The sequence below is a fragment of the Amycolatopsis sp. VC5-11 genome, from assembly GCF_037034185.1.
Lineage (GTDB): Bacteria > Actinomycetota > Actinomycetes > Mycobacteriales > Pseudonocardiaceae > Amycolatopsis > Amycolatopsis nivea.
The window spans coordinates 146,476-160,256 of sequence record NZ_JBAGKF010000008.1 but is presented as its reverse complement, the minus strand read 5'-3'; the positions used below and the strand labels follow the sequence as shown (position 1 = coordinate 160,256).

Sequence of the window (13,781 nt, the reverse complement as noted above, 5' to 3'; positions counted from 1 at the left end):
AGCTTCACGGGAGCGGATCAGCGCCCGGCGAGCCGCGCGATCACCGGCGCGAAGTCCTCGATGAACGCGCCGTTCACGCTGTAGTACGACACTCCGAGCTCCTCCCGCCGCCGCTGCAGCTCGTCGGCCATCGCGGCCGGTCCGCCGCGCAGGAGGGTGAGGGAGTCGTGCTCGACGAGGGTTTCGTGGTCGTGCCCGATGAAACCGCGGATCCATGGCGGGATCTCTTCGCCGACTCGGTGCAATGCCCTGGCCGGCGCGGCTATTCCCGCCGGGCGACCCGCTGCAGCTTCACGGGAGCGGATCAGCGCCCGGCGAGCCGCGCGATCACCGGCGCGAAGTCCTCGATGAACGCGCCGTTCACGCTGTAGTACGACACTCCGAGCTCCTCCCGCCGCCGCTGCAGCTCGTCGGCCATCGCGGCCGGTCCGCCGCGCAGGAGGGTGAGGGAGTCGTGCTCGACGAGGGTTTCGTGGTCGTGCCCGATGAAACCGCGGATCCACGGCGGGATCTCTTCCCCGACGACGAAAATGTTCAGCGCCAGTTCGACGTCCCGGCCGCCCGCCGCCGAGCGGATCTCGGCGGCGTATTCCGCGGTCTCGGCGCGGCTCGCGAGGACGCTGCCCGCGAGAGTGACGATGTCCGCCCGTTCCCCGGCCAGCCGCCGGGCCTTCGGTCCGCCCGCGGCGACCATCACCGGCGTGTGCGCTTCACCGTCGAGGCGGCGCAGGTGCGAGATCGTGTCCGACACCTGGGCGAGCCGCTCCGGGCCGGTGCCGTACGGCAGGCCCAGTTCGGCGGCCGCCTCGCGCATCGGCGGGATCCCGGTGCCGATCCCCATCTCGAACCGGCGCTCGGTGAGCACGCTGAGGCTGTGCGCCTCCCACGCGGCCGCGCGCGGCGTGCGCAGCGGGCTGGCGTAGACGAACGTGCCGACCCGCAGTTCGGTCGTCACCGCCGCCGCGACGGCCAGCGCCGCGGTCGGAGTGGGGAGGCGGAGATTGTCCGGCGACAGCAGGGTCGAATATCCGAGGTCCTCCGCGCGACGGGCCGTTTCGCGCCATTTCGCGCCGCCCTCCTGCGCTGCCGCGACCACCCCGAACCGAAATGTTTTTCCCGCCATGGCACCAGAAAACCACGGCTGCCGCACTCGCGCCAGCAAATGCGGCAGCCGGGTGAGTCAGCCGCGCTGGTACTGCTCCCAGGTCAGCTTCGGGTTGACCGCGGGACCGTCGTCCTTGCCGTGGTTGGCGAGGCCGTTCTGCCCGAGGTAATAGGCTCCGACCTGGTGCTGCGCGCCCGAGGACAGATCCGGGTCGTTCACCGCGATCGCGTGGATGTGGTAGCCCCAGTCGCCCTGGGACGGCGTGCGGACCCAGGCCGCGAACCCGACTTTCCGGAGATCCTTGGCGAATTCAGTGCGGGTCGCCGAGGACATGTTCGCCACCGAAACGTCGAAAGCGCCGCCGCCGTCGTGCGTTCCGGCCGACGCGCCGACGCCGCCCGGGTTGTACGAACCCTGGGTGAGGCCGACGTCCTTGCCGAACAGCTTCTCCGCCGCCTGGAGCATCGCCTTGGTGCGCGTGTTCAGCGTGACGCCGTGGTAAGTCACGTGGCTGCCCGCGGACACGACGTTCGACACCGTGTACTTGCCGGAGCCGAGCTTCTCCAGCGACGTCTTGCCGGGCAGGCCGGACGCGTCGATTCCGGTGTAGCCAAGGGATTTCTGGTACTTCGAGTAGGCGTCGATCGTGGTGGTGCCGAAGTAGCCGTCGACGTACTTGGCGTCCAGCAGCCCCTTCGCCTGCAGCGCCTTCTCGACCAGCAGGACGCTGTCGTGCGCGCCCGGGGTCTGCGTGCTGTCGGCGCGCTGCGGGTCGATCTGGGCCGCGAGCAGCACGGCCTCCATGTTCGCCGCCGGCAGCGCCGCGGCTACGCCCGGAACGGCGACGGCGACCGTGGCCGCCGCCGCGGCTCCGGCGGTGAGCACTGCGAGTTTCCTGAGCATCCGTGTCCTCCCGGTCCTGGTCGGTCCGGGCCGAGCATCGCCGAACGGGATACACGGGACGTACAAATGCGGCTCGACCTCACTCCAGCCACTCGGTGACGAACCGGTCGTTCTCGTGGATGTGCACCGCCTCGTAGGGTTCGGGACCGAGGGAAACGAACTTGTGCGGGGTGTTCGCCGGAGCGACGAGCACCTCCCCGGCGACGCCCTCGCGCTGCTCCTCGCCGATGGTGAACAACGCGCGCCCGCGCTGGATGACGAAGGTTTCGCGGTAGGGATGCCGGTGCAGCCGCGGTCCGGTGCCGGGCTCGGTGGCGTATTCGCGGATGACGGAGACGCCGGAGCCGACCTCGTGGCCCTCGACGTCCCGGGTGGCAGGTTCTGTCATGTCCGTCGAGGTTAGCCCGGCAGGCACGCGAAGCGCAGGTCTGTGCGGAAACCCCGGACGGAATCTGATTCCCGTACGGACCTCCGCAGGAGTCTGCCGTGCCGCCGGTCGGATGTCTGTCCGGTCGAAACCGGCCAGATCTCTGTCATCCGGTTGACCTCGCCGCCCGCGAGCCGGAAAGGTCGGACAACACGAGGTCTGGGAGGTGCCGTGCGGTACTCAGTCGTGGCAGCGTTGGCGACGGCGGCGGTCGTCGGAGCGGGGACCGTCGCGGCGGCCGCGCCGCAGGCGGCCCTGGCCGGTGATCCGGCGGTGTACGTGGATCCGCTCATCGGGACCGGCCGCGGCGGTACCTCCGTCGGCGAGATCAACAACTTTCCCGGGCCTGCCGCGCCGTTCGGGATGATGCAGTTCTCGCCGGACACCGACGGGTCCTACGCCGGCTACCAGTACCACAGCGACAAGATCCGCGGCTTCAGCCTCGACCACGCGTCGGTCGGCTGCAACGCGTTCGGCGACGTCCCGATCCTGCCGGTCACCGGCGACGTCGGGGCGAAACCGTGGGACCGGGTCGAGCGCTTCACCCACGACGGCGAGCAGGCTGAACCCGGCTATTACGCGGTCACGTTCCCCGATTCCGGCGTGCGCACCGAGTTGACGGCGACCACCCGCACGGGGATGGCGGCGTTCACCTTCCCGGCGGGGCAGAACGCGCAGGTGCTCGTGAAGGGCGGCGCGAGCCTGGCGGGCAACTCCGCGGCGGGGCTGCGGATCACCGGCGACCGCGAGGTCAGCAGCCAGGCGACGACCGGCCACTTCTGCGGGAAGCCGAACACGTACACCGTCTACTACGACATCACCTTCGACCGCCCGTTCACCGCGCACGGCACCTGGGACGGCAAAACCGTCCAGCCCGGCGGCGACCAGGTCGACGCGCCGAAAGCCGGGGCGTACCTGACGTTCGGCGACGCCGGCGTGGTCCACGCGAAGGTCTCGATGTCCTATGTGGACGTTCAGGGCGCGAAGAAGAACATGACCCCCGGCTGGGACTTCGCCGCGATGCGCAAGGGCACCAAGGACGCCTGGCGCGACGCACTCGGCCGGATCCGCGTGGCGGGCAAGGACTCCGCGCAGCTCAAAACGTTCTACACCGCGCTCTACCACGGCCTGATGCACCCCAACACGTTCAACGACGCCGACGGCCGCTACCTCGGCTTCGACAACCAGGTCCGCACGCTCCCGGCCGGGCATTCGCAGTATGCCAACTTCTCCGACTGGGATACTTACCGCTCGCTCGCGCCCCTGCACGGCATGCTGTTCCCGAAGGAAGCCAGCGACATGGCGCAGTCGCTGACCAACGACGCGGTCCAGGGCGGCTGGTGGCCGCGCTGGCCGATGGCCAACGGCTACACCGGGCAGATGACCGGCGACAGCTCGGTCGCGCTGCTGTCGAGCCTCTACGCCTTCGGCGCGCGCGACTTCGACGTCAAGACCGCGCTGAAGTACCTGGTCAAGGGTGCGACGTCGGTGGACGAGACGCCCGGCGCGTACCAGGAACGCCGGGGGATCGCGGACTATCTCGCCCGCGGCTACCTGCCCAACAACGACGCCTCCCGCGGCGACCACGCCCGCGTCGGCGCCTCGATCACGCTGGAATGGGCGATCGACGACTTCGCCATCTCGCAGTTCGCCGGCGCGATCGGCGACCGAGGCGTCGCCCGCGACTTCGCGAAACGCGGCCAGAACTGGCAGCACCTGTTCAACCCGGCGACCGGCTACCTGCAGCCGCGCGGCCAGGACGGCCGGTTCCCGGACGGCCCGGCCTACCAGCCGCCCGCGCCCGGCACCTTCGGCCAGGACGGTTTCGACGAGGGCAACGCCGCGCAGTACACCTGGCTCGTGCCGCAGGACACGGCCGGGCTGGTGACCGCGATAGGCGGTCCGGCGGCGGTGTCCGCGCGGCTCGACACGTTCTTCCAGAAGCTCAACGTCGGCCCGAACGAGCCGTACATGTGGGCGGGCAACGAGCCCGACTTCGGCGTTCCCTGGATGTACAACCACGTCGGCCAGCCGTGGAAGACCCAAGAGGTGGTGCGCCGGATCGCGACCACGCTGTTCAGCGCTACGCCGGACGGAGAGCCTGGAAACGACGACCTCGGCGCGCAATCGTCCTGGTACGTCTGGGCCGCGCTGGGCCTGTACCCGTCGACTCCGGGCACGCCGGACCTCACCGTGCACAGCCCGCTGTTCGAGCGCGCGGTGCTGACCCTGCCCGGCGGCCGCACGCTGGACATCCGCGCGCCGGGAGCCTCGACGACCACGCAGTACGTCCACGGCCTCGCGCTGAACGGGCACCGGTGGGACCGGACGTCGCTGCCGCAAGATCTCGCGCGCAACGGCGGTCGGCTCGACTTCGCGCTGTCCGCGCAGCCGGACCGGAACTGGGCGGCGAACACGCAACCACCGTCCTATCGGGACAACGAGGAACCGTTCGTCGGCTCGGTGGCCAACCAGGTGACCCTCGAACCGGGCGGCTCCGGCACCGTCGTGGTGAACGGCCAGCGGCTCGGCGGGCACCTGCGCTCGCTTAACCTCTCGACGTCGGCGCCCGCTGGGATCACCGTGTCCGGACCGCGTTCGGTGTGGCTCGACAACCACACCGGCGGCGGTAAAACGGACCTGACCGTGACCGCGGCGGCGGGCACTCCCGCGGGTTACTACGAAGTGCCGGTGACATTGCGCGGAGCCGGACATACCGTTTCTTCCTCGGTAATTGTTTTGGTCGCGCCGAAGGGAAGCCTCGCCGCGACCTTCGGCAATGCCGGGATTTCCGACGACGGCGACGGCGGTTCGGCGAATTTCGACGGCGCCGGGAACAGCTATTCGCGGAAAGCGCTGGCGGACGCCGGTCTCGCTCCGGGTTCGACCGGACACGCGGCGGGCACGACGTTCGTCTGGCCCGCCGCGCCGTCCGGCCGTCCGGACAACGCGGTGCCGTCCGGGCAGAAGCTCGATCTAGGTGGAACTTCAGCCGCCCGCCTGCTTTTCGTCGGTTCGGCGACGAACGGAGACCATCGCGGGAGCGCGACGGTCGCGTTCACCGACGGCACGACGGCGACCGCCGATCTTTCGTTCGGTGACTGGGTGTTGCCGGGCGGAAAAACCGAACCAGTGTTCGGCAATACGCTCGTGGCCCGCACCGCGTACCGGAATCAGCCCGGCGGCCAGGGAATCGGCGCCTCGGTCTACGCGACGTCGCCGCTGGAAATCCCGGCGGGCAAGAAGATCGCGACGGTGACGCTCCCGTCCGATCCGGACCTCCACGTATTCGCCCTCGGCCTCGGCTGAGTTTGTCAAGCGGGATTCCCAGGGTGTGATCTGTTCGGGGGTTCCGGAATTTCTCGGCCCCCTTCGTCGTAAGTCACTGGCGTGCTCACGACGAAGGGGAGTGGCGTGAACGAAACACGCGAAGCGCCGAAAGCCGGGAGCCAGCTGAAGCTGGTGCTCGTGCTGGGCGTTCTGGTGGCACTGGGGCCGCTGTCCATCGACATGTATCTGCCGGCTCTGCCGGACATCACCCGCGAACTGTTGACGACGGAGTCGACGATCCAGCTGACCCTCACCGGAACGGTGCTGGGGCTCGGCCTGGGCCAGCTGATCGCCGGCCCGCTCTCGGACGCGATGGGGCGGCGGATCCCGCTCGTCGCGGGAAGCGCGATCCACGTGCTCGCGTCGCTGCTGTGCCTGGTCGCGCCGACGGTCGAGCTGCTGAGCGCGGCGCGCGTGCTGCAGGGGCTGGGCGCCTCGGCGGGCGCGGTGCTGGCGCTGGCCGTGGTGCGCGACCTCTACACCGATCGCGCCGCGGCGAAACTGCTGTCCAAGCTCATCCTGGTGATGGGCGTGTCTCCGGTGCTGGCCCCGACGCTCGGCAGCGCGCTGCTGGCGTGGACGCACTGGCGCGGCGTGTTCGTGGCGCTGGCCGCAATCGGGCTGGCTAGCGGCGTCGCGGCGGCGCTCGCGCTGCCGGAGACCCTGCCACCCGCGCGGCGGCAGCCGTTCAAGGTCCGGGCGACCATGCGGTCCTACCGGACGCTGTTCACCGACCGCTCGTTCGTCGGGCTGGTGCTGGTGGCCGGGTTCGCGATGGCCGGGCTGTTCGCGTTCGTCAGCGGCGGATCGTTCGTGTTCCAGCAGCAGTACGGACTCGACCAGCAGCAGTTCGGCCTGATGTTCGGGGCGAGCGCGGTGTGGCTGATCGCCGCGACGCAGGTCAACGCCCGGCTGATGAACCGGTTCGAACCGCACCAGGTGCTGCTTTTCGCGAGCGTCGCGGCGGCGGCCTCGGCCGCGGTGCTGCTGGCGACCGCGCTGACCGGCTTCGGCGGCATGTTCGGCGTCGCGGTGCCGGTGTGGGTGGTGCTGTTCTTCGCCGGGCTGATCCTGCCGAACGCGCCGGCGGTCGCGCTCGACGCGCACGGCGACAACGCCGGGACCGCGGCGTCGCTGCTGGGCGCGGTGCAGTTCGGCGTCGGCGCGGCGGTGTCGCCGGTGGTCGGCCTGCTGGGCAACAACGCGGTCGCGATGGCCACGGTGATGTTCGGCGGACTGGTGGTGTCCGGCCTGGTGCTGTGGCTGGTCGCGCGGCCGTGGCAGGGCCGGGCGGCCGAGCCGGAGGTGCTGGCCGACACCCGGGTCCCGGTGGCCGTCGACTGAGGTGGCTCGTGGGTGGCGATGCCGGTGCGCCCCGGCATCGCCGCTCACATGCTGCGGAGCACCGAGACGACCACGCCGAGCACCGTGGCCCGGTCGCCGTCGATCACGTCGTAGGCCGGGTTGCGGGGCTCGAGGTAGACGTGCCCGTCGCGGCGGCGGTAGACCTTGACCGTCGCCTCCTCGTCGATCATCGCGGCGACGATCTGGCCCGAATGCGCCTCGGGCTGCTGCTTGACCACGACGATGTCGCCGTCGCAGATCGCCGCGTCGACCATCGAATCGCCGCGCACGCGCAGCCCGAACACGGTGCCGCGGCCGGTGAGCCCGCGCGGCAGCTGCATGACGTCGTCCACGTGCTCCTGCGCGGAGATCGGCGTGCCCGCCGCGATGTCGCCGACCACCGGCACCGGCACGGAGTCGCTGCTTTCGCGCGTGGGCAGGTCGCCGAGGAAGGCGCGCACGTCGATCGGGCGGGAGACGGTGGGGCTGCGCCGCAGGAACCCCTTGTCCTCCAGCGCGGCGAGATGCTTCGACACCGAGGACGTCGACCGCAGCCCGACCGCTTCGCCGATCTCGCGCGTGCTCGGCGAGTATCCGTGCCTGCCCACCCAGTCCCGGATGGTGGCGAGGATGCGCTGCTGCCGCTCGGGCAGGGCCGAAGCGTCCAGGTCGTCGAAGACGTCGTCGTAGGCGGTCACGGGCCGATCGTAGACGGCGGGCGGGCCGGTCGCCGGGGCCGGGGCGGTTGTTCCACTGTGGACGGTGACTGCGCTTGGTAGAGTGTTCCCTCCGGAGGGTGACGGAGGGGACCGGGGATGACTCAGCCGGCAGTACGGCCGAAGGTGACGGGGATCGGCATCGCGGTGGCGGTGGTCCTCGCACTGCTGGAGATCTACGCGGCACGCGGGGGATTGTGGTCGATCTTCCATCTCGCGAGCGGCGGAAAACACGCCGGTGTCGCCACTTACGCGTCGGGGCTGTACGGCTTGCTGGCGATTGTGGTGCTGGTCGGCGTGGGGATGATTTTCGCGCGTCGGCAAGCGGTCGGGCGGAGGTTGCTCTGGGCCGCGCCGGTGCAGCTGCTGTGCGCGCTCGTCTCGCTCGTGGATGTCCATTCCTGGGACGCGAGCGTCGCGTTCGGCGTGATCACGATCCTGGCGGTGGTGCTGTGGCTGCCCGCGGTGTCCGCGAAGACGCCTCCGCCCGTGGGATACGGAATGCCTTACGGGGCACCGGTTCCGGGGATGCCGCAGTATCCGGGGCAGCAGTATCCGCAGCAGTACGGCGCTCCGGGAATGCCGCAGCAGTACCCGCAGCAACCGCAGTATCCCCAGCGGCCGTATCCGCAGCAGCCGATGCCGGGGCAATGGCCCGCCTCCGGCCCGCCGCAGCAGAATTGGCCGGGCCAGTGATCACTGTCCGGCGAAGTGCCGCTGCTCGTCTGTGACCTCGGTGAGCACCCGCTTGAACTCGGCGTACTCGTCCCGGCCGAGGCGCTGGGCGTGCCGGTCCTCGATCCCGGCGAGAATGCGGGTCGAGGCCGCGATCATGGCTTCTCCGCGTTCGGTCGGGCAGACGAGTTTCGCCCGCCGGTCGGCCGGGTCGGGGCGGCGTTCGACGTAGCCGAGCGTCGCGAGTTCGTCGACCATCGTGCCGATGACCTGCTTGCGCCGTCCGGAGAGGCGGGACAGTTCGGTCGCGCGGGCGCCGTCCGGGCCGAGGTAGGCGAGCACCGCGCCGTGCCGGGGGCTCAGGTCGGCGAAACCCTCGGCGGCCAGCGCGGTGAACAGTTCCCGCTGCACCGCGAACAGCAACCGCCCGGCGAGCATGCCGAGGTCGGGGTGCGCGGGCATTCGGGGGTCGGGCACGGCGGCGATCGTAGCGCGGGGTCAGGACCGCCGGGGGAGGATGCAGAATTCGTTGTCTTCGGGGTCTTTCAGCACGATCCAGTGGTCGTTCTCCGGATCTTCCACGACTTTCGCGCCAAGGGTGACGAGGCGGGCCACTTCGTCGCGCTGTTCCACGGTGTCCGGCGCGATGTCCAGGTGCAGCCGGTTCTTGACGGTCTTCCCCTCGGGCACCGGCTGGAACAGCAGCGACGGCCGGTCCGGCGCTTTCAGTTCGACGTAGGTGAGTCCGTGGCTGTCCGGCCACCGCTCGGCAGGCGGGTAGCCCAGCGCTTCCCGCCAGAATTCGGCGAGTGCGTCGGCGTCTCGGCAGTCGACGGTGACGGCGATCAGGTGGCTGCTCATGATCGGGGAATTACCCGCGATCGGCCGCGGTTATGCCCGGGATCTTGTTTGTCCACAGTGGACGGTCAATGCGGGTGGGCGAGCAGCGTGCCGAGACCCGGTCCGGCGGCAGGCCGGCCGAGCAGGGTGAGGCAGTGCCAGAGCGTCACCTGTGTCGCGGTCAGCACGGGTTTGCCCGCCCGGTTTTCGAGTTCGGCGAGCAGCGGCGCGGTGTGCAGGGCGGTCTCCGGGAGCAGGACGGCCTGGGCGTCCGGCGAGGCCGCGGAATCGACCAGTTCGCGGATGCGGCCGCTGTCCCACGCCGCCAGATCGCGGTCCGAACCGGCATCGGCCGACACGGCGTGCACAGTCGCGATGTCTTCCTCGGCAAGGAACGCCGAGAACGCGTCGGTGATGTCCGGCGCGTACACCGAGGCGAGCGAGATCCGCTTGAGTCCGAGCCGGTGCGCGGCGGCGAGAAACGCCAGCGACGTGCTGCTCGCCGGGACGCCCAGCGCGTCCGTCAGGGCACCGGTCTGCGTCTTGGCCACGGCGACGCCGTCGAGGAAACTGCAGCTCGCGCACGCCCAGCTGACCACGCGCGGGGACGTCGTGAACTTCGCCGCCGTCTGGACCAGCCGGTCCGGCTCGCTCAGCTCGCGCACGGCGGTCTGGACGTTCTCCCGCTCGACGACGCGCCGCGCCCAGGGGACGTAGGCGAACTCCACGCCGGGCCGGGCGTCCAGGCATCCGGCGAGGGCGGTGAAGTCGTCCTCGGCGCAATCGCGAGTGGGATACAGCAGACCGATCATCTCGGGCAGTGTCGCACTCGTTCGCCCGGACGGCAGAACTTCAGGAGCCGGGACCGGAGTAGATCTCGTCGGCGGAGGGGGCCTTGGCCGGGTGGGGGTCGCCCAGGTCGAGGTCCAGCGCCCCGTCCCGCGGGGACTCGTACCGCATCAGGGAGTAGGTCGTCCCGAAGCGCCCGAGGTAGATCGCCTTGCTGCCGTTCCGGTAGCGCACCGCCGGAGTGCCCTCCAGGTCGACGAGTTCGCCCGCGGAGTAACCGGGCTGGCCGAGCTCGTCGGCGGCGGAGTCGAGGAAGGAGTCGCAGTCCAGGAGGTCCTTCAACTTCGCGCCACGGCCGTGGAGCAGCGGAGCGTCCGCCGGCAGCCATTTGCCGTCCATCGTCGACATGGCTCGGGCGGACAGTCCGGTGATCTTGGCCAGCGCGGCGGTGACTTTGATCCACACCTTGTCGCCGACGCGCACCAGCGACAGCGGCGCGCCGTCCTTCTCGATCGAACCGCTCGCACTGTCGTGGTTGAGCTGCAGGTCGACGGTGAGGCCGTCGGCGCTCGTGCCTTTGAGGTGGACCGCCCTGGCCATGCCCAGTTCGTTCGCGACGGTGTCCCCGACCGTCGCGGCATCGGGCGGCGCGTCGAACGGCTTGACCGGCGAACTCGCCGCCGCGCTGACCAGCGGCAGGGTTGGACTCCCTCCGGAACCGGAGCAGGCAGCGCACGCGAGCGCGGCCGCAATGGCACCGCAGCGCAGGAGGAGACGGTTTGGGACCGGGCGAGTCATGCGGTTTCCGTTCGGGACAGGCCCGGGACACCCCCGGGCGCATCCGGTTATCGCCCGGTCCGGCGGTTCGTTACGGCTGTGGTCCACAGTGGACGCGAGGCTGTCTCGTCAGGAACCGGGACCGGAGTCGAGCGACACCCACTTGTCGTTCACCATCGCGGCGGCCTCGGCGGGCAGTCCGGCCTTCTTGGTGAGCGACTTGCTGAACCGCATCCAGATCTTGTCGCCGACGCGCAGCACGGGGACCTCGACGCCGTCCTTCTCGATCGAGCCGCTGACGCTGTCCTTGTTGAGCTGCAGGTCGATCTTGATGTCGCCGCCGCTGTTGACCGTGCCCTTGACGTGGACCGCGGTCGATTTCTTCATCGCCGCCTTGATGGCCGCGGGGTCGAGCGGGTCGGCGGTCCGTTACGGCTTATCTCGGCCCAAAGCGGATTCGTGACGCTGCGGTCCACAGTGGACGCAAGGCCCCGCGCTCCCGAACGGCGCGGGAACGCGAGGCCGTCCGGTCAGGAGCCGGGGCCGGAGTAGATCTCGGCGGCCGGCGGGGCCTGGGCCGGGACGGGCTGGTCCCAGCCGCTGAATTCCATCGTGCCTTCCGAGGGGGACTCGAGCCGCAGCAGGCGGTGGGAGCCCTCGGCTTCGAGGAAGATCGTCCGGCTGCCGTTCTTGTAGCGCAGCGCCGGGGTTCCCGCCACGTCGGCGGGCTCGGCCGCGGAGTAGCCGGGCTTGTCGACGTCGTCGGCCATGGAGCCGATGAAGACGTCGAAGTCCATGAACAGCTTGAAGACCTCGCCCATGCCCTGGGCGAGCGGGGAGTCGAGCGACACCCACTTGTCGTTCACCATCGCCGCGGCCTCGGCGGGCATCCCGGTCTCCTTGACCAGCGACTTGCTGAACCGCATCCAGACCTTCTCGCCGACGCGCAGCACCGGCACCTCGACGCCGTCCTTCTCGATCGAGCCGCTCACGCTGTCCTTGTTGAACTGCATGTCGACCTTCATCTTGCCGTCTTCGCTCTTCGTGCCCTTGACGTGGACCGCGGTCGACTTCTTCATCGCGGCCTTGACGGTCGCGCCGACGGTGGCGGCGTCGGGCGCGGCGGCGGACGGCGAGGCGGGCGCGGCGGGCGAACTCGCGGCAGCGCCGGCGGCGGGCGGCGGGGCGGCGTTCCCGCCGGAGCCGGAGCCGGAGCAGGCGGTGCACGCGAGCGCGGCGGCGGCCGCTACGGCGCCCCAGTGCAGGAGGAGACGGTTCGAGACCGGGCGAATCATGCGGTTTCCGTTCGGGACAGGCCCAGGACGCCCCCGGGCACATCCGGTTATTCGCCCGGCTCAGGCTTTCGTTACCGCTTGTCCGGTTTCGTCACATATCCGTGACTCACGGCCTGGTCCACAGTGGACGAACCAGGTTCAGCTGGCGGCGCGGGTGGCGGCGAAACCGGGATGCGGCAGCCGCTGCGGGCGGCCGTCCGGGTGGTACTCGAAATGCCACCATTCGTTGTCGTACACGCGGTACAGGCCGAACCGTCCGCCGTGGACTTCGAGCCACTGCGCGCCTTCGTAGGGCCGCACGTCGAGCGCGACGCCCCGCACGTGCTGCGATTGCGCGGGCGGGAGCGTGAGGTGCAGGGCGAGTTCGTGCGAACCGGCGCGCTGGACTTCGGCGTGGAACAGGTCGGCCTGCGTCGCCGCGTCCCGGTGACCGGAAGTCAGGCCGAGCAGGATTCCGTGCCGCCACAACGCTTCGGTGCGCGCCGCGGTGAACGCGGCGTGCGTGCCGGGGGTGAGCCCGGCGAGGTTTTCGGCCGGATAGCGGGCCCCCAGCGCCCACTGGCACGCGACGTGCCGTGCCCGGCCCCGCGCGACCACCCACGCGACCGGCACGAAAAGCACCGCGAGCACGTGGGTGACCACTCGGTAGATTCCGGTCACTGCAACGCCTTCACGACCGCGGCGGCGGCCTGCGCGATCAGCTTGTCGTCGGTCCTCGCGTCCTTCTGCGGGCGATCGGACAGCACGGCGAGCACGATCGGCGCGCGGTGCGGCGGCCAGAGCACGGCGATGTCGTTGCGCGTGCCGTAATCGGCGGACCCGGTCTTGTCCGCGACCTGCCAGTCCGCGGGCACGCCGGCGCGGATCACGTGCGCGCCGGTGGTGTTGGCGCGCATGATCTTGGTCAGCACGGCCTGTTTGTCCGCCGGGAGTCCCGAGTCGAGCGCGACGGCGCGCAGGTCCTTGGCCCAGACGCGCGGGGTGGTCGTGTCCCGGACGTCACCAGGGCTCGTCTCGTTGAGAGCGGGCTCGATGCGGTCCACGTGGGTGACCGTATCCTCCAGCCGGCGCAGCTCTGCAGCCAGCCCGGCGGGACCCCCGATTTCGCGGAACATGAGGTTATCCGCCGTGTTGTCGCTGTAACGCAGCGCAGCGTCGAGGACGCTCTGTAACGACATTTGCTCCCCGATGTGCTTCTCCGTAATCGGGGAATTGGGCACGAGATCGCTTTGCCGAATCGTGACCGTGCGGGTCAGATCATCCCCGCGGTGCAGGATCGCTGCCGCGTTGAACACCTTGTGCGTGGAAGCGTAGGCAAACCGGTCGTCCGCGTGATAGGCGACCTCGCGGCCGTCGCCGGTGTCGATCGCGTAGACGCCGAGCCGGGCGCCGAAAGCCTTCTCCAGCGCGGCGAAATCCGGCTGCGCGACCGTCTTGGCCGCCGCCGGCGCGGCGGACTGCGCGGAACTCGCCGGGGCGTCCGGTGGTGCTGGTGTGGCACATGAGGCTAGCGCGACCAATGCGAACGCGGCCAGGGTCAGCCTGCGGAACACGGGGTTCTCCCTCCGAAGTCGATCAAC

General features: G+C 70.2%; 16 protein-coding genes. 3 read left to right on the top strand and 13 right to left on the bottom strand.

All coding sequences use genetic code 11. The annotated features are described in order from the left end of the window. Positions 1-17 precede the first annotated feature (17 nt). From WA670_RS24380 to WA670_RS24365, 4 genes are all read right to left on the bottom strand, one after another. Positions 18-245: a hypothetical protein gene (locus tag WA670_RS24380; RefSeq protein ID WP_238607147.1), complete on the bottom strand. Its 228-nt coding sequence runs from the start codon at positions 243-245 to the stop codon at positions 18-20. Between the two features lie 59 nt (positions 246-304). Further along, complete coding sequence (locus WA670_RS24375; RefSeq protein WP_336158964.1) at positions 305-1,123, bottom strand: LLM class flavin-dependent oxidoreductase; 819 nt, start codon at positions 1,121-1,123, stop codon at positions 305-307. A gap of 57 nt (positions 1,124-1,180) precedes the next feature. Next, positions 1,181-2,008, bottom strand: coding sequence for a hypothetical protein (locus WA670_RS24370; RefSeq protein ID WP_037819487.1), 828 nt, complete (start codon positions 2,006-2,008; stop codon positions 1,181-1,183). A 79-nt stretch (positions 2,009-2,087) separates the two neighbouring features. Further along, complete coding sequence (locus WA670_RS24365; RefSeq protein ID WP_336158962.1) at positions 2,088-2,396, bottom strand: cupin domain-containing protein; 309 nt, start codon at positions 2,394-2,396, stop codon at positions 2,088-2,090. A gap of 210 nt (positions 2,397-2,606) precedes the next feature. Between WA670_RS24365 and WA670_RS24360 the strand changes: the two genes are divergently transcribed. After that, entirely contained in the window at positions 2,607-5,744 is a 3,138-nt protein-coding gene (locus WA670_RS24360; RefSeq protein WP_336158961.1) for a GH92 family glycosyl hydrolase, read from the top strand. A gap of 105 nt (positions 5,745-5,849) precedes the next feature. Continuing rightward, complete coding sequence (locus WA670_RS24355) at positions 5,850-7,109, top strand: Bcr/CflA family multidrug efflux MFS transporter (RefSeq protein WP_037819491.1); 1,260 nt, start codon at positions 5,850-5,852, stop codon at positions 7,107-7,109. A 44-nt stretch (positions 7,110-7,153) separates the two neighbouring features. Here the strand turns inward: WA670_RS24355 and lexA are convergent, their stop codons facing one another. Beyond that, positions 7,154-7,807, bottom strand: coding sequence for a transcriptional repressor LexA (gene lexA / locus WA670_RS24350; protein ID WP_043833424.1), 654 nt, complete (start codon positions 7,805-7,807; stop codon positions 7,154-7,156). A gap of 117 nt (positions 7,808-7,924) precedes the next feature. Here lexA and WA670_RS24345 point away from each other — a divergent pair, with 117 nt between their 5' ends. After that, positions 7,925-8,521 carry a hypothetical protein gene (locus WA670_RS24345; RefSeq protein ID WP_336158960.1) on the top strand — a complete coding sequence of 199 codons (597 nt, stop codon included), beginning with the start codon at positions 7,925-7,927 and terminating at the stop codon, positions 8,519-8,521. Here WA670_RS24345 and WA670_RS24340 read toward each other — a convergent pair whose 3' ends face one another. The 8 genes from WA670_RS24340 to bla all read right to left on the bottom strand — a co-directional run bounded on the left by WA670_RS24340 (position 8,522) and on the right by bla (position 13,754). After that, positions 8,522-8,977, bottom strand: a complete 456-nt coding sequence (locus WA670_RS24340) for a MarR family winged helix-turn-helix transcriptional regulator (protein WP_308196559.1) — start codon at positions 8,975-8,977, stop codon at positions 8,522-8,524. Positions 8,978-8,998: 21 nt separating this feature from the next. Then, the gene (locus tag WA670_RS24335; RefSeq protein ID WP_336158959.1) at positions 8,999-9,361 is read right to left on the bottom strand and encodes a VOC family protein; all 363 of its coding nucleotides are present in this window, start codon (positions 9,359-9,361) and stop codon (positions 8,999-9,001) included. Between the two features lie 65 nt (positions 9,362-9,426). Then, positions 9,427-10,152, bottom strand: coding sequence for a maleate cis-trans isomerase family protein (locus tag WA670_RS24330; RefSeq protein WP_134666522.1), 726 nt, complete (start codon positions 10,150-10,152; stop codon positions 9,427-9,429). Positions 10,153-10,192: 40 nt separating this feature from the next. Beyond that, positions 10,193-10,927: a hypothetical protein gene (locus WA670_RS24325; RefSeq protein ID WP_134666524.1), complete on the bottom strand. Its 735-nt coding sequence runs from the start codon at positions 10,925-10,927 to the stop codon at positions 10,193-10,195. A gap of 108 nt (positions 10,928-11,035) precedes the next feature. Continuing rightward, the gene (locus tag WA670_RS24320) at positions 11,036-11,293 is read right to left on the bottom strand and encodes a hypothetical protein (protein ID WP_051729747.1); all 258 of its coding nucleotides are present in this window, start codon (positions 11,291-11,293) and stop codon (positions 11,036-11,038) included. 143 nt (positions 11,294-11,436) lie between these two features. Continuing rightward, positions 11,437-12,201, bottom strand: coding sequence for a hypothetical protein (locus WA670_RS24315; RefSeq protein ID WP_336158958.1), 765 nt, complete (start codon positions 12,199-12,201; stop codon positions 11,437-11,439). Positions 12,202-12,339: 138 nt separating this feature from the next. Continuing rightward, positions 12,340-12,861 carry a D-alanyl-D-alanine carboxypeptidase family protein gene (locus WA670_RS24310; RefSeq protein WP_336158957.1) on the bottom strand — a complete coding sequence of 174 codons (522 nt, stop codon included), beginning with the start codon at positions 12,859-12,861 and terminating at the stop codon, positions 12,340-12,342. Then, a complete protein-coding gene (gene bla, locus WA670_RS24305) occupies positions 12,858-13,754 on the bottom strand; it encodes a class A beta-lactamase (RefSeq protein ID WP_336158956.1) in 897 nt (298 codons plus the stop codon). The genes WA670_RS24310 and bla overlap by 4 nt, the downstream gene beginning before the upstream one ends. Positions 13,755-13,781: the final 27 nt, after the last annotated feature.

Excerpts from the sequence above, each read along its gene's own strand:
- WA670_RS24375 (WP_336158964.1), bottom strand. The coding sequence starts at position 1,123 with ATGGCGGGAAAAACATTTCGGTTCGGGGTGGTCGCGGCAGCGCAGGAG.
- WA670_RS24370 (WP_037819487.1), bottom strand. The coding sequence starts at position 2,008 with ATGCTCAGGAAACTCGCAGTGCTCACCGCCGGAGCCGCGGCGGCGGCC.
- WA670_RS24365 (WP_336158962.1), bottom strand. The coding sequence starts at position 2,396 with ATGACAGAACCTGCCACCCGGGACGTCGAGGGCCACGAGGTCGGCTCC.
- WA670_RS24345 (WP_336158960.1), top strand. The coding sequence starts at position 7,925 with ATGACTCAGCCGGCAGTACGGCCGAAGGTGACGGGGATCGGCATCGCG.
- WA670_RS24335 (WP_336158959.1), bottom strand. The coding sequence starts at position 9,361 with ATGAGCAGCCACCTGATCGCCGTCACCGTCGACTGCCGAGACGCCGAC.
- WA670_RS24330 (WP_134666522.1), bottom strand. The coding sequence starts at position 10,152 with ATGATCGGTCTGCTGTATCCCACTCGCGATTGCGCCGAGGACGACTTC.
- WA670_RS24325 (WP_134666524.1), bottom strand. The coding sequence starts at position 10,927 with ATGACTCGCCCGGTCCCAAACCGTCTCCTCCTGCGCTGCGGTGCCATT.
- WA670_RS24320 (WP_051729747.1), bottom strand. The coding sequence starts at position 11,293 with ATGAAGAAATCGACCGCGGTCCACGTCAAGGGCACGGTCAACAGCGGC.
- WA670_RS24315 (WP_336158958.1), bottom strand. The coding sequence starts at position 12,201 with ATGATTCGCCCGGTCTCGAACCGTCTCCTCCTGCACTGGGGCGCCGTA.